The organism is Streptomyces sp. NPDC041814, assembly GCF_055590565.1.
On sequence record NZ_JBVJAM010000013.1, the window covers coordinates 194,249 to 209,216 of the forward strand.

Annotated in this window: 15 protein-coding genes; 14 read left to right on the top strand and 1 reads right to left on the bottom strand. The window is 70.0% G+C overall.

Annotated elements, in window-relative coordinates; all coding sequences use genetic code 11:
- Window positions 1–19 precede the first annotated feature (19 nt).
- On the bottom strand, window positions 20–952 hold the full coding sequence (locus ACZ6C6_RS28925; protein ID WP_469206841.1) for a hypothetical protein: 933 nt from the start codon (window positions 950–952) through the stop codon (window positions 20–22).
- Between the two features lie 770 nt (window positions 953–1,722).
- Between ACZ6C6_RS28925 and ACZ6C6_RS28930 the strand changes: the two genes are divergently transcribed.
- The 14 genes from ACZ6C6_RS28930 to ACZ6C6_RS28995 all read left to right on the top strand — a co-directional run bounded on the left by ACZ6C6_RS28930 (window position 1,723) and on the right by ACZ6C6_RS28995 (window position 14,968).
- Window positions 1,723–2,718, top strand: a complete 996-nt coding sequence (locus ACZ6C6_RS28930; RefSeq protein WP_469206843.1) for an ABC transporter ATP-binding protein — start codon at window positions 1,723–1,725, stop codon at window positions 2,716–2,718.
- Window positions 2,715–3,575 (top strand): MlaE family ABC transporter permease, encoded by an 861-nt coding sequence (locus tag ACZ6C6_RS28935; RefSeq protein ID WP_469206845.1) that lies wholly within the window; start codon window positions 2,715–2,717, stop codon window positions 3,573–3,575. Before ACZ6C6_RS28930 ends, ACZ6C6_RS28935 begins: the two co-directional genes overlap by 4 nt.
- A 3-nt stretch (window positions 3,576–3,578) precedes the next feature.
- A complete protein-coding gene (locus ACZ6C6_RS28940; RefSeq protein ID WP_469206847.1) occupies window positions 3,579–4,382 on the top strand; it encodes an MlaE family ABC transporter permease in 804 nt (267 codons plus the stop codon).
- Window positions 4,382–5,686, top strand: coding sequence for an MCE family protein (locus ACZ6C6_RS28945; protein WP_469206849.1), 1,305 nt, complete (start codon window positions 4,382–4,384; stop codon window positions 5,684–5,686). The genes ACZ6C6_RS28940 and ACZ6C6_RS28945 overlap by 1 nt, the downstream gene beginning before the upstream one ends.
- Complete coding sequence (locus ACZ6C6_RS28950) at window positions 5,683–6,714, top strand: MCE family protein (protein WP_469206851.1); 1,032 nt, start codon at window positions 5,683–5,685, stop codon at window positions 6,712–6,714. Before ACZ6C6_RS28945 ends, ACZ6C6_RS28950 begins: the two co-directional genes overlap by 4 nt.
- Entirely contained in the window at window positions 6,711–7,727 is a 1,017-nt protein-coding gene (locus ACZ6C6_RS28955; RefSeq protein ID WP_469206853.1) for an MCE family protein, read from the top strand. The genes ACZ6C6_RS28950 and ACZ6C6_RS28955 overlap by 4 nt, the downstream gene beginning before the upstream one ends.
- Before the next feature lies 1 nt (window position 7,728).
- A complete protein-coding gene (locus tag ACZ6C6_RS28960; protein WP_469206855.1) occupies window positions 7,729–8,850 on the top strand; it encodes an MCE family protein in 1,122 nt (373 codons plus the stop codon).
- A complete protein-coding gene (locus tag ACZ6C6_RS28965; protein ID WP_469206856.1) occupies window positions 8,847–10,016 on the top strand; it encodes an MCE family protein in 1,170 nt (389 codons plus the stop codon). The genes ACZ6C6_RS28960 and ACZ6C6_RS28965 overlap by 4 nt, the downstream gene beginning before the upstream one ends.
- Complete coding sequence (locus ACZ6C6_RS28970; protein ID WP_469206858.1) at window positions 10,016–11,278, top strand: MCE family protein; 1,263 nt, start codon at window positions 10,016–10,018, stop codon at window positions 11,276–11,278. Before ACZ6C6_RS28965 ends, ACZ6C6_RS28970 begins: the two co-directional genes overlap by 1 nt.
- A complete protein-coding gene (locus ACZ6C6_RS28975) occupies window positions 11,275–11,796 on the top strand; it encodes a hypothetical protein (protein ID WP_469206860.1) in 522 nt (173 codons plus the stop codon). Before ACZ6C6_RS28970 ends, ACZ6C6_RS28975 begins: the two co-directional genes overlap by 4 nt.
- Window positions 11,793–12,371 carry a hypothetical protein gene (locus ACZ6C6_RS28980; RefSeq protein WP_469206862.1) on the top strand — a complete coding sequence of 193 codons (579 nt, stop codon included), beginning with the start codon at window positions 11,793–11,795 and terminating at the stop codon, window positions 12,369–12,371. The genes ACZ6C6_RS28975 and ACZ6C6_RS28980 overlap by 4 nt, the downstream gene beginning before the upstream one ends.
- 75 nt (window positions 12,372–12,446) lie before the next feature.
- A complete protein-coding gene (locus ACZ6C6_RS28985; protein WP_469206864.1) occupies window positions 12,447–12,977 on the top strand; it encodes a nuclear transport factor 2 family protein in 531 nt (176 codons plus the stop codon).
- Window positions 12,978–13,010: 33 nt separating this feature from the next.
- On the top strand, window positions 13,011–13,739 hold the full coding sequence (locus ACZ6C6_RS28990) for a hypothetical protein (RefSeq protein WP_469206866.1): 729 nt from the start codon (window positions 13,011–13,013) through the stop codon (window positions 13,737–13,739).
- Window positions 13,740–13,768: 29 nt separating this feature from the next.
- Complete coding sequence (locus ACZ6C6_RS28995) at window positions 13,769–14,968, top strand: lytic transglycosylase domain-containing protein (protein ID WP_469206868.1); 1,200 nt, start codon at window positions 13,769–13,771, stop codon at window positions 14,966–14,968.

Genomic DNA, 14,968 nt, shown 5'->3' on the forward strand with positions numbered 1-14,968 from the left:
GCGCCGGACGCGAGGACGGCTACCGCACCGCCGAGTGCCAGTACTGCGACATGACCTTGCCCGCGTTCGGGGCGATGTCACCCGGGGCGCCCATCGCCGCAACGTCGGTCTGCGCGTTGTTCAGGGTGACGCTGTTCTTGCCCGCGGCCGCCGGCAGGCCCGTCTTCAGGTTGACCGCCCAGTTCAACGAGCCGAGCAGGCCGCAGCCGTTGGTGCCGGGGACCGCGTACGTCGTGTCGGTCTGGGTGGCGCCCTGGAGGCTGAGCCGGCTCATCGGGCCGTTCGGATCCGGGGTTCCGTCACCGGCGAAGTTCTCGCTGGTGACGGCCGGCTGGGTCAGGTTCTGCGGCTTCAGCAGGATCGGGTCCGAGGCGGAGCCGATGTAGCACTTGTCGCCGAGGAGCGGGTTCTGGAGGTGGATGCGGACCGGGAGGGTGATGATCGGCTTGCCGGTGGTCGCACCCGCCAGGAGCTGGAAGCCGGTCGGGGTGTTGACCGACTCGAGGGTCGCCGTCACCCGGTTCAGATCGACGTCGGTGAGCGTGTTGCAGATGCCCGTGACCACAGGGATGTCACTGGGGCACATCAGGCCGAGCAGGCCGCCCGGCACCTTCGCGGAGTCCGCGACGAGTGCTCCCCCCTTCGGGGAGACCACGGTCGAGACGGCGCCCGGGTGGTTGACCACGCCGATCTGGAGGTCGCTTGCGCCGAAGGGCACCACGGTGTTGCCCAGCTTGATGGAGCCGCTCTCCGAGTGCGAGGTGACGCAGATGGCGATGTCCGTCGCCCCGTCGGCCGCCAGCATGGCCGGGTCGTCCACCGGGCAGCGGCTGAAGGGCGCCCAGTCGCCGTTCAGTGTGGTGGCGGCCGTGGCCGACCCGATGGAGGCGACGGCGGCGAGAGCGGTGAAGGAGGCCAACAGCCCCACACGTACCCGGTTCGTGGTTCTCATGTCTTCCCCTTGTTTCCGATGTGCGCAGCGAATTGAGCACGGAATGCGGAATGCGGGTGCCGGGACGGCGCCGGACGGGTCCGATACGAAATCCCATTCACCGAGCCGTGAGGTTACTGGCGGGAAACACAGGTACACAATGCCGCCGTATGAGAATCCATGGACGGGTCGCGCATCTCCGTCAGGGATGAGTACGAGATCCGGCCTTCTTGTCACTTCCTGCGCAGACCCTCGCGGGCCCTGCGGTGACTCCGGCCGGCCAGATATGCGGAATCTCGCCTGCCACTTGTGTATTCGAGCCGGTCCCGAGCGCTTCTCGACGCGCCGTGCGGCGTACGGGTCCTGCCGGCCGGCCCCGGAACTTGTCACCCGGAGACAGTTTTTCCGGCCGCTCTGCTCAGTCGATGAGAAGGAACCAACCCCTTCGCGCACTCGCGCGAAAACTTGATGACCTGGTATTGCGGCCCAGGTTACCCACCCGTAGCGTCACCTCCGTCAGCAACTCCTCCGGCGCGTCCGGAGATTGCTCACCCGTCGGCAGGGAGTCCGGACGCAGGTCCGGCCCCCTGGGCCGCGGGGTTCCGGCCTGCACCGACGGATGGCAGTGCGCAGTACTTCACAAGATCGGAACCGGAATTTGTCATCCGATGACAAACGGACCGGATCTTTGCGAATGGGCTGTTCAAGGGCTTGTCCTGGCGGTGCCGGTGAACTTAACGTGCGCCCCTCGGCGCACTTCTGTCACTTCGTGAGCGCATGCAGGAGGTGGGATGGGAATCGAAGTAGTGGTCGAAGGGCTCACCAAGTCTTTCGGCAAGCAGAACATCTGGCAGGATGTGTCGCTCACGCTTCCCGCAGGCGAGGTCAGTGTCATGCTCGGCCCGTCCGGGACGGGAAAGACGGTGTTCCTCAAATCCATCATCGGCCTCCTCAAACCCGAACGCGGGCGCGTTCTCGTCAATGGCGTCGACATGGTGAACGGCTCCGAGCGGGACATCATGGAGACCCGCAAGCTCTTCGGTCTCATGTTCCAGGACGGCGCCCTTTTCGGGTCGATGTCGCTCTTCGACAACATCGCGTTCCCGCTCCGGGAGCACACCCGCAAGAAGGAATCCGAGATCCGCCGCATCGTCATGGAGCGGATCGACGTCGTGGGCCTCCTGGGTGCGGAGAACAAGCTCCCCGGGGAGATATCCGGCGGTATGCGCAAGCGCGCCGGCCTCGCTCGCGCCCTCGTGCTGGACCCGCAGATCATCCTCTGCGACGAACCGGACTCCGGCCTCGACCCGGTCCGCACCGCGTACATCTCCCAGCTCCTCGTCGACCTCAACGCGCAGATCGACGCGACGATGCTCATCGTCACCCACAACCTCGACATCGCCTCCACCGTGCCGGACAACATGGGGATGCTGTTCTGCCGCAACCTCGTCACCTTCGGGCCCCGGGAGGTGCTGCTCACCAGCGACCTGCCCGTCGTCAACCAGTTCCTGGCCGGCCGCTGCGAAGGCCCCATCGGCATGTCCGAGGAGAAGGACGCCGCCACCCTCGCCGCCGAGGAACTGAACGGCTACAGCCAGGGCATCAGCTCGGCCAACGCCCCGCGCACCGTCGTCCCCCAGCTGGAGCCCTCCCCGGGCCTGCCGGTGCGCCAGGGCGCCCTGCGCCGCCGGGAACGCGTCATGTCGATGCTCGGCGAGCTGCCGGACGCCGCCCGTACCGCCATCCTCAACAGCTACAGCCCGGCCGTGGGCGGTGGACGCCTGTGACCGCCCCCATGCCCGTACGGCCCCCCGGCGAACCGGAGCCGGTGGACCGCGCCCCGGAGCCCGCGAAGGCGCCCGGGGCCCCGCGCCCCAGCAAGCTCGCCGCGCCGCTGCGCGAGACCGGGCGGCTGTTCGCGCTCGCCGGGACCGTGACCCGGGAGACCTTCCGACGGCCCTTCCAGGTGCGGGAGTTCATCGAGCAGTTCTGGTTCGTCGCCAGCGTGACCATCCTGCCCGCCGCCCTCGTCTCCATCCCGTTCGGCGCGGTCATCGCCCTCCAGGTCGGCTCACTCACCCAGCAGCTCGGCGCCCAGTCCTTCACCGGCGGCGCCAGCGTCCTCGCCGTCATCCAGCAGGCCAGCCCGATCATCGTGGCCCTGCTGGTCTCCGGCGCCGCCGGCTCCGCGATCTGCGCCGACCTCGGCTCCCGCAAGATCCGCGAGGAGCTGGACGCCATGGAGGTCATGGGCGTCTCGCCCGTGCAGCGCCTGGTCGTCCCGCGCGTGCTCGCCACCATGCTCGTCGCCGTCCTGCTCAACGGCCTCGTCTCCGTCGTCGGCACCCTCGGCGGCTACTTCTTCAACGTGATCCTGCAGCACGGCACCCCGGGCGCGTACCTCTCCAGCTTCTCCGCCCTCGCCCAGCTGCCCGACCTCTACGTCAGCGAGGTCAAGGCGCTGATCTTCGGCTTCATCGCCGGGATCGTCGCCGCCTACCGCGGCCTCAACCCGCGCGGCGGCCCGAAGGGCGTGGGCGACGCGGTCAACCAGTCCGTCGTCATCACCTTCATGCTGCTGTTCTTCGTGAACATGGTCCTCACGGCGATCTACCTCCAGATCGTCCCCGCGAAGGGGAGCTGACCCATGTCAATGCTCGGCTGGCTCGACAGATCCGGTGACCAGCTCACCTTCTACGTGCGGGCACTGATCTGGATCCCGCGCACCCTGCGCCGCTACCTCAAGGAGGTCCAGCGCCTGCTGGCCGAGGTCGCCTTCGGCAGCGGCGGCCTGGGGGTCGTCGGCGGCACCATCGGCGTCATGATCGCGATGACCCTGGCCACCGGCACGGTCGTCGGACTCCAGGGCTACGCCGCCCTCAACCAGATCGGCACCGCCGCCTTCACCGGCTTCGTCTCCGCGTACTTCAACACCCGCGAGATCGCCCCGCTCGTCGCCGGACTCGCCCTCTCCGCGACCGTCGGCGCCGGATTCACCGCGCAGCTCGGCGCCATGCGCATCAACGAGGAGGTCGACGGCCTCGAATCGATGGGCGTGCGCTCGATGCCCTACCTCGTCACCACGCGCATCATCGCCGGGGTCGTCGCGATCATCCCGCTGTACGCGATCGGGCTGCTCTCCTCGTACGTCGCGTCCCGCTACGTCACCGTCCTGTTCAACGGCCAGTCCGCGGGCACGTACGACCACTACTTCAATCTCTTCCTGTCCCCGGCGGACGTGCTCCTGTCGGTGCTCAAGGTGCTGATCTTCAGCGTGATGGTGATCCTCGCCCACTGCTACTACGGCTTCCACGCCACCGGCGGCCCCGCCGGGGTCGGTGTGGCCGTCGGCCGGTCCGTGCGGAACGCGATCGTGCTGATCAGCGTCACCGACTTCTTCCTCTCGCTCGCCATCTGGGGCGCCACGACGACGGTGAAGGTGGCCGGCTGATGTCCTCACGCGCCATCCGCACCACCTCCCGCAGAACCGCCGGGGTCGCCCTCTTCCTCGTGCCCGCCGTCCTCATCTGGGTATCGGTCGCGGTGTACGAGAAGGACTTCACGCACGACGCGACCGTCACCGTGCACACGTCGAGCGTCGGCAACGAGATGCACGAGAACGCCGACGTGAAGCTGCGCGGCGTCGTCGTCGGCCAGGTCCGCAACATCGCGGCCGACGGCGACGGGGCCCGGCTCACCCTCGCGATCAAACCGGACAAGCTGGACCGCATCCCGGCCGACGTCACCGCCCAGATGCTGCCCACCACCCTCTTCGGGGAACGGTTCGTCGCCCTCGTACCGCCCCCTGTGCCCTCCGCGAAGACCCTCGGCGCGGGCGACGTCATCCCGCAGGACCGGTCCAGCAACGCCATCGAGCTGGAAGAGGTCCTCGACAACGTCCTGCCGCTGCTCACCGCCGTGAAGCCGGAGAAGCTGTCCGCCACCCTCAACGCGGTCTCCACCGCACTGGAGGGCCGGGGCGAGAAGCTGGGCGACACCCTCGTGAAGCTGGACACCCACCTCAAGAAGTTCAACCCCCAACTCCCCACGCTCAACGAGGACATCAAGGAGCTCGTCAAGGTGAGCCGGCTCTACGCGGACTCCGCCCCCGAGATCCTGGACGCCCTCACCGACTTCACCACCACCAGCGGCACCCTCGCCGAACAGCAGGCGAACCTCGCGAACGTGTACGGCTCCACCACCGCCTCCGCCCGCGACGTCACCGCCTTCCTCCAGCGGAACAAGGACAACCTCATCCGGCTCGCCGCCAGCGGCAGGCCCACCCTGGAGACCCTGGCGAAGTACTCCTCGGAGTTCCCCTGCACCCTGCGCACCGTGGCCAACTTCATCCCGGCCATGGACAAGGCGCTCGGCAAGGGCACCGACGAGCCCGGGCTGCACGTGACCCTCAAGACCGTGCCGTCCAAGGGGAAGTACGTCGCGGGCAAGGACACCCCGGTCTACAACGCGACCGGCGGACCGCACTGCTACTCCATCCCGTACGTCGGCCAGACCGTGCCGACGGCCGACGCCAGGACCGCCGCCGACACCGCCCGGACGGATCCGGACCCGGCCACGCCGGTCGAGGTCCCCGCGGCCGACCCGTCGCTCGGCATGCCCAACTCGCCGCAGGAGAGCCGGCTCGTCAACGAGCTGGTCGCTCCCTCCCTGAAAGTCCGGCCGCAGGCCCTGCCCGAGTGGAGCAGCGTGCTCATCGGCCCGGCCTTCCGCGGTGTGGAGGTGAAGCTCAAGTGAAGCGCCGTTCCGTCGCGGGACCGCTCGCGAAATCGATCGTGTTCATCGTGGTGACGAGCCTGGCCACCACGGTCCTGGCCCTGTCCATCGCCAACACCGGTGTGGGCGAGACCCGTTCGTACAAGGCCCGGTTCACCGACGCCACCGGCCTCATCGTCGGCGACAGCGTCCGCGTCGCCGGGGTCAAGGTCGGCCAGGTCGAGTCCGTCAAGGTCGCGGACCGCCGGGTCGCCGAGGTCTCCTTCAGCGTCCGCAGGAGCAAGAAGCTCCCGGCCTCCGTGACCGCGTCGATCAAATACCTCAACATGGTCGGACAGCGCTACATCGACCTGGACCAGGGCGCGGGCCCCGTCGGCGAGAGCTTCGCCCCGGGCGCCACCATCCCGCTGTCGCGCACCACCCCGGCGCTCGACCTGACCCAGCTCTTCAACGGCTTCCAGCCGCTCTTCGAAGGGCTCTCGCCGCCCGACGTCAACGAGCTGGCCGGCTCCATCGTCCAGGTGCTCCAGGGCGAGGGCGGCACCGTCGACTCCATCCTCCAGCACGTCGGCTCACTGACCGGCACGGTCGCCGCCAAGGACAAGGTGATCGGTGAGGTGATCAAGAACCTCAACTCGGTCCTGAAGACCGTCAACGACCGGGAGAACGGGTTCAACGACCTGGTCGACACGCTCCAGGCCCTCGTCACCGGCTTCGCGGGCGACCGCAAGCCCCTCGGTGAGGCCGTCACCGCGATGGGCGCGCTCACCACGGTCACCGCGGACCTCTTCGAGGACGGCCGCAAACCCCTCAAGGACGGCATCAAGGAGCTGGGCAGGCTCTCCGGAAACCTGGCCGACAACACCCCGGAGATCGAGAACTTCCTCCAGAAGACCCCGGCCAAGATGGAGGCCATCAGCCGCCTCACCTCGTACGGCTCCTGGCTCAACCTCTACCTCTGCGAGGCCAGGGTCAGCGGCGTGACGACCAGCGACGGCAGCACCCCGCCGACCGGCATCGAGATCACCCAGCCGAGGTGCCTGTCATGATCAAGCCGATACGCCACCGCAACCCCGTCGCCGTCGGCATCGTCGGCCTGCTCCTGCTCGCCCTCATCGGATTCGGCGCCTACCGGGCCGACTCGCTGCCCTTCATCGGCGGCGGCACCACCTACAGCGCCGACTTCACCGAGTCCGCCGGACTCGGTGAGGGCGACGAGGTCCGCATCGCCGGCGTCAAGGTCGGCAAGGTCACCGGGGTCTCCCTGGACGGCGCCAAGGTCAAGGTCACCTTCAAGGTCAAGGACGCCTGGATCGGCAACGCCAGCACCGTCGGCATCGCCATCAAGACGCTCCTCGGCGAGAAGTACCTCGCCGTCGACCCGCTCGGCGACTCCCCGCAGGACCCGGACGAGCGCATCACGGCCTCCCGCACCACCTCCCCGTACGACGTCACGCAGGCGTTCAACGGACTGGGCGAGACCATCGGGGAGATCGACACCGAACAGCTCGCCAAGAGCTTCGAGACGATCTCCGCCACCTTCAAGGACTCCCCGCCCGACGTGAAGAGCGCCGCCCAGGGGCTCTCCGCGCTGTCGAAGACCGTCTCCGAACGCGACGCCCAGCTGGCCACCCTGCTCAAGGGCAGCAAGAGGCTCACCAAGACCCTCGCCAACAAGAAGAGCGGCTTCGAAACCCTCCTGGACGACGGCAACCTGCTCCTCGGCGAGATCCAGGCCCGCCGCGACTCCATCCACCTGCTGCTCACCGGCACCCGCGACCTGGGCACCCAGCTCACCGGTCTCGTCTCCGACAACAACAAGCAGCTGAAGCCGACCCTCAAGGCGCTCGGCCGGGTCACCGCGGTCCTCAAGAAGAACCGCAAGAGCCTCGACCAGGTGCTCGCGCTCGCCGGCTCCTACAACCGGCTCGTCGGCAACACCCTCGGCAACGGCCGCTGGTTCGACAACTACGTCTGCGGGGTCGTCCCGAAGAACTACCTGCCCGCGAACACACCCCCGGCGACCGGCTGCATGCCTCCGAAGCAGGAAGGCGGGCACTGAGATGAGACTCACCCGCGTCATCGGCATCGGTGCCGGCCTCGTCGTCGTGGCCGTCGCCGCCACCTCCGGGGTCTCGGCCCTGGAGGAGCAGGGCGGCACCACCGTCACCGCCTACTTCGACCAGGTCACCGGCGTCTACGCCGGGTCCGACCTGCGCATACTCGGCGTACGCGTCGGCCGCGTCGAATCCGTCGAACCGCGCGGCAAGGACGTCAAGGTCGTCCTGCACATCGACAAGGGCATCCAGGTCCCCGAGGACGCGCACGCCGTCGTCGTCGCCCCCAGCCTGGTCGCCGACCGGTACGTCCAGCTCGCCCCCGCCTACACCGGGGGAGCGGCCATGGCGGACGGCGCCCAGCTGCCCGCCGCCAACAACGCCGTCCCGGTCGAGGTGGACCAGCTCTACGCCTCCATCACCGAACTCTCCACCGCGCTCGGCCCCGACGGGGCGAACGCCGAAGGGGCCTTCGCCGGGCTCCTGGACACCGGCGCCAAGAACCTCAAGGGCAACGGCAAGGACATCGGCGACTCCATCGAGCAGTTCGGCAAGGCCACCAAGACCCTGGACAAGTCGAGCGGCAACCTCTTCGACACGCTGTCCTACCTCCAGACCTTCACCACCATGCTGAAGGACAACGACGGCAACGTCCGCGCCGCCGAGGAGCAGCTGAACTCCGTCACCGGCTTCCTCGCCGACGACAAGAAGAACCTCGGCGCCGCCCTCAAGGAACTCGGCACCGCGCTCGGTCAGGTGAAGTCCTTCATCAAGGACAACCGGGGCGAGCTCAAGAAGAACGTGGACGCCCTCGTGCCGATCACCCAGGCCCTCGTCGACCAGCGCGCCTCACTGGCCGAGTCGATGGACGTCCTGCCGCTCTCCGCGGGCAACGTCCTCAACGCGTACGACCCCGAGCACCGCACGCTCAACGGCCGGACCAACCTCAACGAGCTCAGCATGGGCGGCCCGCTCCTCGAATCGAGCCTCGCCCTCCAGGGTCTCTCCCCGGTGGACGCCGAACGGCAACGGGCGCTTCCCACGCTGCCGCTCCCGGCGGTGGGCACGGTCTACGGCACCCCGAAGGACGCCAAGGACGCCAAGGACACGAAGGGGGCGAACCGATGAACCGTCGACCGCGCAGACCCGCGGCCCTCGGCACCGCCGGCGGACCGGCACTCGTCGCGCTCGGCCTGTGCTGCACCCTCTTCGTCACCGGATGCGGAGCCCCGCACTTCTCCGGCATCGAGGACCTGCCGCTGCCCGGCGGCGCCGACCTCGGCGACCACCCCTACGAGATCACCGCGGACTTCGGGGACGTGCTCAGCCTCTCCCCGCAGTCCTCGGTCAAGGTCAACGACGTCGCGGTCGGCCGGGTCACCAAGATCTCGCTGGCGCCCGACGGCTGGCAGGCCCGGGTCACCATGAAGGTGAACGGGAAGATCGACCTGCCCGCCAACGCCTACGCCCATCTGGAGCAGTCCAGCCTGCTCGGCGAGAAGTACGTCCAGCTCCGCCCGCCCGCCAAGGGCAAGGAGCAGGGCACCCTCGCCGACGGCGACCGCATCCCGCTCAGCCGTACCAATCGCAACCCCGAGGTCGAAGAGGTCTTCGGCGCCCTGTCCATGCTCCTCAACGGCGGCGGCGTCCAGCAGCTCAAGACCATCACCACCGAACTCAACAAGGCCCTGAGCGGGCAGGAGCCGCAGGTCAAGTCCATGCTTCACCGGGTCGACAAGCTCGTCACCAACCTGGACGACCACCGCGGCGACATCACCGCGGCGCTCGACGGCGTCAACCGGCTCTCCAGCACGCTCGCCGGCCGCAAACAGCAGGTCGGCACCGTCCTCACCGAACTCAGCCCCGGCATGAAGGTCCTGGAGAAGCAGCGTGGATCCCTCATGACGATGCTCCGCTCCCTGGACACGCTCTCCGGCGTCGCCGTCACCACCATCAACCGGAGCAAGGCGGACACCATCGCCGACCTCAAGGCCCTCGCCCCGACCCTGCGGGCCCTGGCCGACTCCGGCAACGACCTCCCCGACTCCCTCCAGGTGCTGCTCACCTACCCGTTCACGGACGAGGTGCTGCGCGGCGTGAAGGGCGACTACCTCAACGTGTACCTGGACCTGACGGCCGAACCCGGCACCCAGATCATCCCCGCCTACGACCCGGACCCGGAGACCCCGCCCGCCCAGTCCCGGGCGGTCGCCGGCGCCGGACTGCCGCTGCCCCTCCCCGCCACCTCGGCGCCGACGACGAGCCGGCCCACGGACTCGAAGGGGAGCAACTGATGATCACCCTCGCCATCCGGCTGAAGAACATCGCCTTCCTCATCATCTCCGTGCTGGTGCTCGGCTACCTCGGGGTGCGCTACGCCGACCTCGGCCATTACGTCGGCATGCGCGACTACTACACCGTCAAGATGCAACTCCCGCGCACCGGCGGCCTGTTCACCCACTCCAACGTCACCTACCGGGGGGTCTCGGTCGGCCGGGTCGGGCCCATCGAACTCACCGACGACGGTGTCGAGGCCGAGCTGCGGATCAACAAGTCCGCACCCCGCATCCCCGACGGCCTCAAGGCGGTCGTGGCCAACCTCTCCGCAGTCGGCGAGCAGTACGTGGACCTGCGGCCGACCCGCACCGAGGGCCCCTACCTGGCGAACGGCTCGGTCATCGACCAGGCCGAGACCACCGTCCCGGCGCCCGTGACCAACGTGCTCACCAGCGTCAACGACCTCACCTCCTCGGTCGACCTGGAGTCCCTGCGTACCGTCGTGGACGAGTTCGGCACCGCGTTCAGCGGGCGCGGCGACGACCTCCAGGTCCTCCTGGACACCGGCAGCGAGTTCGTGGACGCCGCCGACGACGCGCTGCCCGTCAACACCCGGCTGATGGAGGACGGCAAGACCGTCCTGCGCACCCAGGTCGAGCAGGGCGAAGCGCTCAAGGGGTTCGCCTCCGGCGCGAAGGAACTGGCCGCCCAGCTCAAGGGGTCCGACACCGATCTGCGCAAGCTGATCGCCGCCGCCCCCGACGCCACGAACCAGATCAGCGGACTGCTCCGGGACGTCGAACCCAGCTTCGGGGTCGTCGTCGCCAACCTCCTCACCACCTCCGACGTCGCCGTCACCCGCCAGCGCGGCCTGGAGGAACTGCTCGTGAAGCTCCCCGCCGTCGCGGCGGCCGGGGCCAGCGCGGTGGACGAGGACGGGGCCCGGTTCGGCATGTCGATCACCTTCTTCGAACCGCTGCCCTGCACCGCCGGCTACGAGGGCACGACCTACCGCAACGGCCTCGACCTCTCACCCGCCCCCGCCCTCAACACCAAGGCCCGCTGCTCCGCCTCGCCCGGCACCGGCATCGACGTCCGGGGCAGCGCCAACGCCCCGACCGGCGGCCCGCTGCCCGAACCGGCGAAGGCCGGCGCGCTCCTCCTCGGGGACACCGAGGAGGACCGGCTGCCCGGAGTGCTCGGAGCCGCCGCCGACGCGGCACCGGAGGCCCGGGGCATGGCCGGGCTGCTCGGCCTGGGACAGGAGGACGGCGAGTGAACCCCCGTACGCGAAGCCTCGGCGGATGGGCCGTCCTGCTGATCGCGGCCCTCGTCTGCGCCCTCGGCGGCTGGTCCTACGCCCAGGCACGCGGTGACGACGACCTGGCCTACGCCAAGAGCCGGGACGCCGCCCTCGCGGACGGCCGCCAGGCGGTGGCCCGGCTCAACACCATGGACGGCAAGGACGCGACGAGCGTGGACGCGGGCCTGGCCGGGTGGCTGGAGTCCGCGACGGGACCGTTGTACGACCAGCTGAAGCGGACCCGTAAGAAGGACGCCGCCGACCTCAAGGCGTCCGGCGCCACCGCGCGCGGCAAGGTCACCGACGCCGCGCTCACCGAGCTCGACCAGCGGACCGGCACCGCGCTGATGATCGCGACCGTCGACGTCGAGGTCACCCCGCGCACCGGCCGGCCCGGCACTGAGCGCAAACGGTTCGAGGCCACGCTCGCCCGGACCGGGGACGGCTGGAAGATCAAGGCGCTCACGGCGCTCGGCATAGGGAGCGGCGCATGACCACGGACGTCGAGGAGAAGCCGGAGGCCGCCGTCGAGCCGCCCGAGGACACCGACGACACCGGCACCCGCCCGGCCCGCCGGTGGCCGCGCGTCCTCGCCGGAATCCTCGTCGCCGCCCTGCTCGCCGCCGGGGCCGTGATGTACGTGGCGGGGAGGCAGCTGCGGGACACACCCGCCACGTCCAACCGGGCCCTCACCGACAGCGCGGCGACCGCCCAGGTGGCCGGCGAGGTCACCAACGCGCTCGGCAAGGTCTTCTCGTACAGCCCCGACGGCACTGCCGCCACCAAGGCGTCCGCGCAGAAGCTGCTCGCGGGCAAGGCGCTCCAGCAGTACGCGGCGCTGTTCGGCCAGGTCGAGAAGCAGTCGGCGGACCAGAAGCTCACGCTCACCACCCATGTCGTGCGCGCCGGGGTGACCCGGCTCACGCCGGACAGCGCGCACCTGCTCGTCTTCCTGGACCAGGTCTACGAGCGCAAGGGCAAGGCGGCGAGCAAGGCGGCCGCGCAGCTCTCCGTCACGGCCCAACTGCGCGAAGGGCACTGGACGATCGTGGAGATCACCTCCCGGTAGCCCGCGAGGAGCACCACCGCACCACCGAGCACGGACAGCACAGCGCGGCGGGACCGCCGGCAGGGAGAGGCAGCGATGGCACGGGTAGCGATGACGAGGAATCCGCTGGTGGCGGCGGCGATCGTGCTGACGGTCGCGGCGGCCGGCGCCGCGGGCTGGGGCGGGGTGTCCCGGTACCAGGCGGGGCACGACAGCTCGGCCGCGTACGCCCAGACCCGCGACGAGGTGCTGGCGGCGGGGGAGCAGGCCGTGCAGAACATGAACACGCTCGACCACGCGCAGCTGGAGAAGGGGCTCGACAGCTGGGAGGACTCCACCACCGGGGACCTGCACCAGCAACTGGTCGACGGACGGGGCGGGTTCGTGAAGCAGATCCAGCAGGCGAAGACCGTCAGCACCGCGAAGGTGCTGGCCGGCGCGGTCACCGAACTGGACGACCGGGCCGGGAAGGCCGGGGTCATGGTGGCGCTCCGGGTGACCGTGACCGCGCCGAAGGGCAAGCCCGCGGTGAAGGAGAGCCGGATGCTCGGCCAGCTCACCCGCACCCCCGACGGGTGGAAGCTCAGCGCCCTCGGCCAGGCGCCCGTCGGCAACACCGCCGGCTGACACCCCCGCCCCCGCACCGAGAGGAACCCGGACATGTCGACCACCCGTCACCTGGTCAACCGTCAGCGCCGCCTGGCCACCGTGGCCGCCGCCGAACGCGCCGCGACGACCGCCCCGCCCCGCCCCCGCACCGGACGCGGCCCGGACCCGGAGAAGCCCGACGCCCCGCAGGACGAGGCCGCGCCGGAGACCGAGGAGGACGAGGAGGCGGCCGGGCCGGAGGCCGGGAAGGCCACCGCCCGGCGCAGGCCGCGTCTCAGCCTGCCCGCCGTCCTCTGCGTCCTCACCCTCGTCCTCGGCGCCGTCGCCGCCTGGGCGTTCACGTCGGCGGCGAGCCTGCGCGACGACCCGAGCAGGCAGAACACCGCGCTGACCGACATCAGCCGCACCAGCGAGGTGAAGGGCCAGATCACCGAGGCGGTCGGCGCGGTCTTCTCGTACGACTACGCCTCACCCACCAAGGCCGAGGCGGCGGTGACGAAGTATCTGACCGGCAAGGCGGTCCAGCAGCACGCGGACATGCTCGCCGAGGTCCGGGAGCAGGCGCCGAAGCAGAAGCTGGTCCTCACCACGACCGTCACCGACAGCGGTGTGGAGATGCTCGACGGCGACCGGGCCCGGCTGCTGATCTACGCCGACCAGCGCAACACCCGTACCGGCAAGTCCGAGGAGACCACCTACGCCGCCGCCATGTTCAGCGTGGACGCGGTCCGCAAGGGCGGCAGCTGGCGGATCTCCGCGATCGACACCTTCACCCGGTGACCCAGGCGACCCCACCAAGGAGAGCACGCATGAGGTTCAACGGCACCATGCGCCGAGGACTCGGCGGCACCGCAGCCGCCGTCGCCGTGATGGCCGCGCTCACGGCGTCGCAGGCACCCCAGCTCGCCGCGCACGAGGAGACCGCGAAGCCGCGTCACAAGACGGACGACGTCGTCTGGTCCGAGGTCCCCAACGACGACTCGTACCACACCGAACTCCCGCCCCTGAAAAGCCCGAAGCCGCCCAGGAAGGGCGAGAAGCAGAGCCCCGCGGCCAAGCAGTCCTGGGCCGAGGCCGGCATCCCGGCCACCGTGCTCGCCGCCTACCGCAGGGCCGAGACCACGATGGGCCGCAGCGACCCCGGCTGCCGGCTGCCCTGGCAGCTCCTGGCGGCGATCGGCAAGGTCGAGTCCGGGCACGCGGCCGGAGGCCGGGTCGACAGGAACGGCACGACCGTCTCGCCGATCCTCGGGCCGGTCCTCAACGGCGCCGGTTTCGCCGACATCGCGGACACCGACGGGGGCGCCTACGACGGGGACGCGACGTACGACCGGGCGGTCGGCCCGATGCAGTTCATCCCCTCGACGTGGGCGCGCTGGGGCCGCGACGGCAACGGAGACGGGCGCCGCGATCCGAACAACGTGTACGACGCGGCGCTCTCCGCCGGGGCCTACCTGTGCGCCGGGACCCGCGATCTGTCGATCCCCTCCGACACGAACCGGGCGATCCTCAGCTACAACCACTCGGAGACCTACCTGCGTACGGTGCTGTCCTGGCTGGAGTTCTACCGCAAGGGCATCCACCCGGTCACCGACGGCACGGGCCCCATCCCCAGGAGCCCCGGCGCGGGCAGCCCCAGCAAGCCCAAGCACCCCGTCGGCGGCTCCGGTTCCAAGGACGACGGCGGTGGCATCGAGGTCGGCCCTCAGCCCGGTACCAGCACCCGCCCGACCACTCCCGGCACCCACGACCCCGACCCGAGCACCACGCCCGACCCGGACCCGACGGACACCACCGGTCCCTCGCCCGACCCGTCGGCTCCCGGCTCCCCGGACCCGAGCACCACCCCCGACCCGGACCCGACCACGACGAAGCCGGACCCGGGCTGCACGACCACCCCGGCGCCCGACCCGACCGACACCACCGAGCCCACCGCCTCACCCTCACCGGACGCCACGGAGACCGGCGAACCCTGCACCACCCCCACCCTGCCCCCCACGGCGGACTAA